This window comes from Streptomyces sp. NPDC050625 (assembly GCF_040654755.1).
GTDB lineage: Bacteria > Actinomycetota > Actinomycetes > Streptomycetales > Streptomycetaceae > Streptomyces.
Map to the genome: position 1 here is coordinate 1 of NZ_JBFAIQ010000093.1, position 5,177 is coordinate 5,177.

At 73.7% G+C, this 5,177-nt stretch carries 1 protein-coding gene; it reads right to left on the minus strand.

Features of this window, described 5'->3' with window-relative positions:
- Positions 1-5,138 (minus strand): beta-ketoacyl synthase N-terminal-like domain-containing protein (locus AB0I54_RS47870; RefSeq protein WP_363302711.1); only part of this gene is annotated, 5,138 nt, incomplete at its 3' end.
- Positions 5,139-5,177: the final 39 nt, after the last annotated feature.

A 5,177-nucleotide genomic window follows, 5' to 3' on the forward strand; every position in this document is an offset into this window, starting at 1 on the left:
CCCCGCACCACCACCAGATGCCGCGCCACCACCCCCGCCAGCGCACCACTCGCACCCGTCACCAACACCGTCCCCGCCGCATCCCACACCGGACCGGCAGAAGCACCCTCGCCGGCCGGCCGGAGCACCCGCGGCACCAGCAGACCGTCACCCCGCACCGCCACCTGCGGCTCACCACACGCCAGCGCCACCGACAGGACATCGCCCAAGGAGCCGGTGCTTGGATCGGTCTCCACATCCACCAGCACCACACGGTCCGGGTGCTCCGTCTGAGCCGTACGCACCAGTCCCCACACCGCCGCCGTAGCGGGATCCGGCACCTCCGCCATCCCGCCACCCGTGACCACCACCAACCTCGAACCGGCCAACCCCGGCTCGGCCACAAACTCCTGGACGGCCTCCAGCACACGCGCCGTCTCCACACCCGCCACCCCACCCGGCTCCACCACCAGCGCCACGACGCCCGGAACCTCACCGCAGTCGGCCAGTGCCGCGACACCAGCGCAGTCCACTCCCAGCACCACGCACTCGACCGGCGCCACCTCACCCACCGGCACCGACACCCACCGCAGCTCGTACAGCGAGTCGTTGCGGGAAGTGGCAGCGGCGGCGATCTCCTCGGCGGCGATCTCGCGCAGCGACACCGCGTCCGCGGTGAGGACCGGCCTGCCGGTCTCGTCCGCCACGAGCAGTGCCAGGCGGCCCTCGGCAATGGGCGACAGGCGTACCCGTGCCGCGGAGGCGCCGACCGCGTGCACACGCACTCCGGCCAGCGCGAACGGCACCCGCAGCTCGGAGCCGTCGAGCACGGAGGCGTGCAGGGCGGCGTCCAGCAGCGCCGGGTGGATGCCGAACTCGTCGGCTGCCGGACGTACATCTGCCGGGAGGGCGACCTCGGCGAACACCTCGTCGCCCGCACGCCACGCCGACCGCAGGCCCTGGAACACCGGACCGTAGCCGTAACCCCGGTCGGCCAGTTCCTCGTAGAAACCCTCCAGCGAGACCGGATCCGCGCCCGCGGGCGGCCATGCCTCCAGATCAGAGGTTTCCGAAGCCGGGGCGTCGACGGTGAGCAGGCCCGACACATGCCGGGTCCACGTCTCCTCCGCGAGGTCGGCACCGGCCTCCGGGGTCTCCGCCACCGAGTGCACGGACACCGGTCGTCTGCCGTCCGCGGCCGCGGCGCCCACGGCCACCTGCACGCGCACCGCGCCGTTGTCCGACAGCACCAGAGGCGCCTCCAGCGCCAGGTCCTCGATGAGGCCGCAGCCGACCAGTCCGCCGGCGTGCAGGGCCAGTTCGACGAACGCCGCACCGGGCAGGAGCACCGACCCGCCCACCGCGTGGTCGGCCAGCCAGGGGTGGGTACGCAGCGACAGGCGGCCGGTCAGCACCACCGCGCCGTCGGCGCTGGGTACGCTCACCGCCGCGCCCAGCAGCGGGTGCTCGGCGACGCCCAGGCCGGCGGACGCGACGTCCGCCGTCTGCGCCGAGGCGGTCAGCCAGTACCGCTCGTGCTGAAAGGCGTACGTGGGCAGGCCGACGCGGCGCGCGCCGGTGCCCCTCAGGGCGGCTGTCCAGTCGATGGAGCCCCCGCGCGCGTGCAGCTGGGCGAGGGCCGTGAGCAGGGTGCGCGGCTCGTCGTGGTCGGCGCGCAGCGCGGCGACGGCCACCGGCGCGGGGGTCCCGGCCGCCGGTCCCTCGGCGTCCGTGCCGTCCGCCGCGAGGGTCTCGCGGGTGAGGGTGGCGAGGGTGGGGTGCGGGCCCAGTTCGAGATAGTGCGTGACCCCCTGGGCGCGCAGGCAGCGGGTGCTGTCGAGGTAGCGCACGGTCGCCCGGATGTGCCGGGCCCAGTAGTCGGGGCTGGTCAGTTCCTCGTCGGTGGCGGGTTCGCCGGTGACGTTCGAGATGACGGGGATGGCCGGCGGCAGCAGCCGCACCGCTTCGACTACCGTGCGGAACTCGTCCAGGATCGGATCCATGTGCGCGGAGTGGAAGGCATGGCTGACCCGCAGCCGACTGGCGTGCTGCCGGTCGTCCTGGGCCTTCCAGAGCGCGATCACCTCGTCCACGGCGTCGGAGTCGCCGGAGACGACTACCGAGCGGGGGCTGTTGACGGCCGCGATCGACACCCGGTCCGCGTAGTCGGCGATCAGCGCCGCCACCCGCTCGGGCTCCCCGGCGAGGGTCGCCATCGCGCCGCCCTCCGGCAGCCGCTCCATGAGACGGCCGCGCGCGGCGACCACCTTGGCGGCGTCCTCCAGAGACAGCACACCGGCCACGTGCGCGGCGGTCAGCTCGCCGACGGAGTGGCCCACGAGGTAGTCGGGGCGCAGGCCGAACGACTCCACGAGCCGGTACAGCGCGGTCTCGACGGCGAACAGCGCCACCTGCGCGTATCCCGTACGGGCCAGCCGCCGCGCCGCCTCCGGCGTGTTCTCGGCGAACAGCAGCTCACGCAGCGGTGCGTCCAGGTGTGGGTCGAGTGCGGCGATGGCCGCGTCCAGCGCGGCGGCGAAGACCGGGTAGGTCTCGTACAGCTCCCGGCCCATGCCGACGCGCTGGCTGCCCTGGCCGGTGAACAGTACCGCCGTCTTCGCGGCGCCGGCCGTGGCGGCGGTGCCGGTCAGCACGCCGTCGTCCGGCTCACCCGCGGCGAAGGCGGCCAGGCGGCGCAGCAGTTCCTCGCGGTCCCGGCCGAGGACGACCGCGCGGTGCTCGAAGGCCGCCCGTCCCGTGGCGAGCGACAGGCTCACGTCCTCCGGACGCAGACCGGGTGCGGCGTCCGCCAGCCGCCGCGCCTGCTCGACCAGGCTGGACGCGGACTTGGCCGACACCACCCACGGCACCAGGCCATCACCCGCGGGCTCCGCGGCGGGCGGCTGATCCTCGGCGGGCGCCTGCTCCAGGATGACGTGTGCGTTGGTGCCGCTGATGCCGAAGGACGACACCGCTGCTCGCCGCGGCCGGTCCACCTCCGGCCATGCCTGCTCCTCGGTCAGCAGGCTCACCGCGCCCGCCGTCCAGTCCACGTGGTGCGAGGGCTCGGCCATGTGCAGGGTGCGCGGCAGCGTGCCGTACCGCATGGCCAGCACCATCTTGATGACGCCGGCGACACCGGCGGCGGCCTGGGTGTGCCCGAGGTTCGACTTGACGGAGCCCAGCCAGAGCGGCCGGTCCTCGGGGCGGCCCTGCCCGTACGTGGCGAGCAGCGCCTGGGCCTCGATGGGGTCTCCGAGCTTGGTGCCGGTGCCGTGTGCCTCCACCGCGTCGACGTCGGCGGGGCTCAGCCCGGCGCCGGCCAGGGCCTTGCGGATCACTCGCTGTTGTGACGGGCCGTTGGGCGCCGTCAGACCATTGCTCGCACCGTCCTGGTTGACCGCCGAGCCGCGCACCACCGCGAGCACCTGGTGGCCGTTGCGGCGCGCGTCCGACAGCCGCTCAACGACCAGCAGACCCACACCCTCGGCCCACCCCGTGCCGTCGGCATCGTCCGAGAACGACTTGCACCTGCCGTCCGAGGACAGGCCCTGCTGCCGGGAGAATTCCACGAACATGCCCGGTTTGGACATCACGGTCGCCCCGCCGACGAGCGCCATGGAGCACTCGCCGTTGCGCAGCGCCCGGCTCGCCAGGTGGAGCGCGACCAGCGACGAGGAGCACGCCGTGTCCACGGTCACCGCCGGGCCCTCCAGGCCGAGGGCGTAGGCGATACGGCCCGACGCGACGCTGGTCAGCGTGCCGGTCAGCAGATGTCCGTCGGCGCCCTCTCCGCCCTCGTAGAGTCGGGGCCCGTACTCCTGGGCGATGGCGCCAACGAACACTCCGGTGTCGCCGCCGCGCAGGGAGGTCGGGTCGATGCCCGCGCTCTCGACGGCCTCCCAGGAGGTCTCCAGCAGCAGCCGCTGCTGCGGGTCCATCGCGGTCGCCTCGCGCGGACTGATGCCGAAGAACCCGGCGTCGAACCCGCCCGCGTCCGCCAGGAACCCGCCGCTGCGGGCGTACATCGTGCCGGACCGGCTCAGGTCCGCGTCGAAGAGTCCGTCGAGGTCCCAGCCGCGGTCGGCCGGGAACGCGCCGATCGCGTCCTCGCCCCCGGACACCAGGTGCCACAGATCGTCGGGGCTCTCCACGCCGCCGGGGAAGCGGCAGGCCATGCCCACGATCGCGACGGCGTCGTCGTCGGTGGCGGCCGCCGCGTAGGCCGTCTCCTGGACGGAGGCCACCGTCCCGAGCAGCTCGCCCAGCAGGTAGTCGGCCATCGCGGTGAGGTTCGGGTAGTCGAAAACCACGGTGGTCGGCAGCCGCAGCCCGGTGGCGGTCATCAGCCGGTTGCGGAACTCCACGGCCGTCAGCGAGTCCAGGCCGAGCTCGTGGAAGGTCCGCTCGGCGGGGATGCCGTCACCGCTGCTGTGGCCCAGGACGGTGGCGACCTCGCCACGGATGAGCTGGAGCAGGATCTGGAGCCGGTCGGCTTCCTTGGTGGCGGCGAGGCGGTCGAGCAGGGTGCTGCGGCCCGCCGGACCGGTCTGCGCAGCGCGCCGCGGCGCGGTCCTGGCCAACTGCTGGAGCAGCGGCGGGACTCCGGCGCTGCTGTCGATCTTCGCGGGGTTCAGCCGCATCGGGATCAGCGTCGGCCGGGCGCTGTCCAGCGCCACGTCGAACAGGGCGAGGCCGTGCTCGGTCTCGATCGGCAGCACGCCCAGGCGGGCCCACCGGTCGCGGTCGGCGGTGTCCAGGTCGCCGGCCATGCCGCCCCCGGTCTGCCCCCACAGACCCCAGTCGAGCGAGGTGGCGGGCACACCGCGCGCATGGCGGTGGGCGGCGAAGGCGTCGAGGTAGGCGTTGGCGGCCGCGTAGTTGGCCTGACCCGCGGTACCCATCACGCCCGCGATCGAGGAGAACAGGACGAAGGCGGCCAGGTCCGCGTCCGCCGTCAGCTCGTGCAGGTTGTCGACCGCATCGGCCTTCGGACGCAGCACCGTATCGAGACGCTCCTGGTTGAGCGAGGCGACCACACCGTCGTCGAGCACACCCGCCGTGTGAACCACAGCAGTGAGTGGGTGCGCGGCGGGTATCTCGGCGAGCACCTCGGCGAGCGCGTCGCGGTCGGCGACGTCACAGGCCGCCACCTGCACCGTGGCACCCTGCTCCGCCAGCCGCTCGACAGTGGCCGT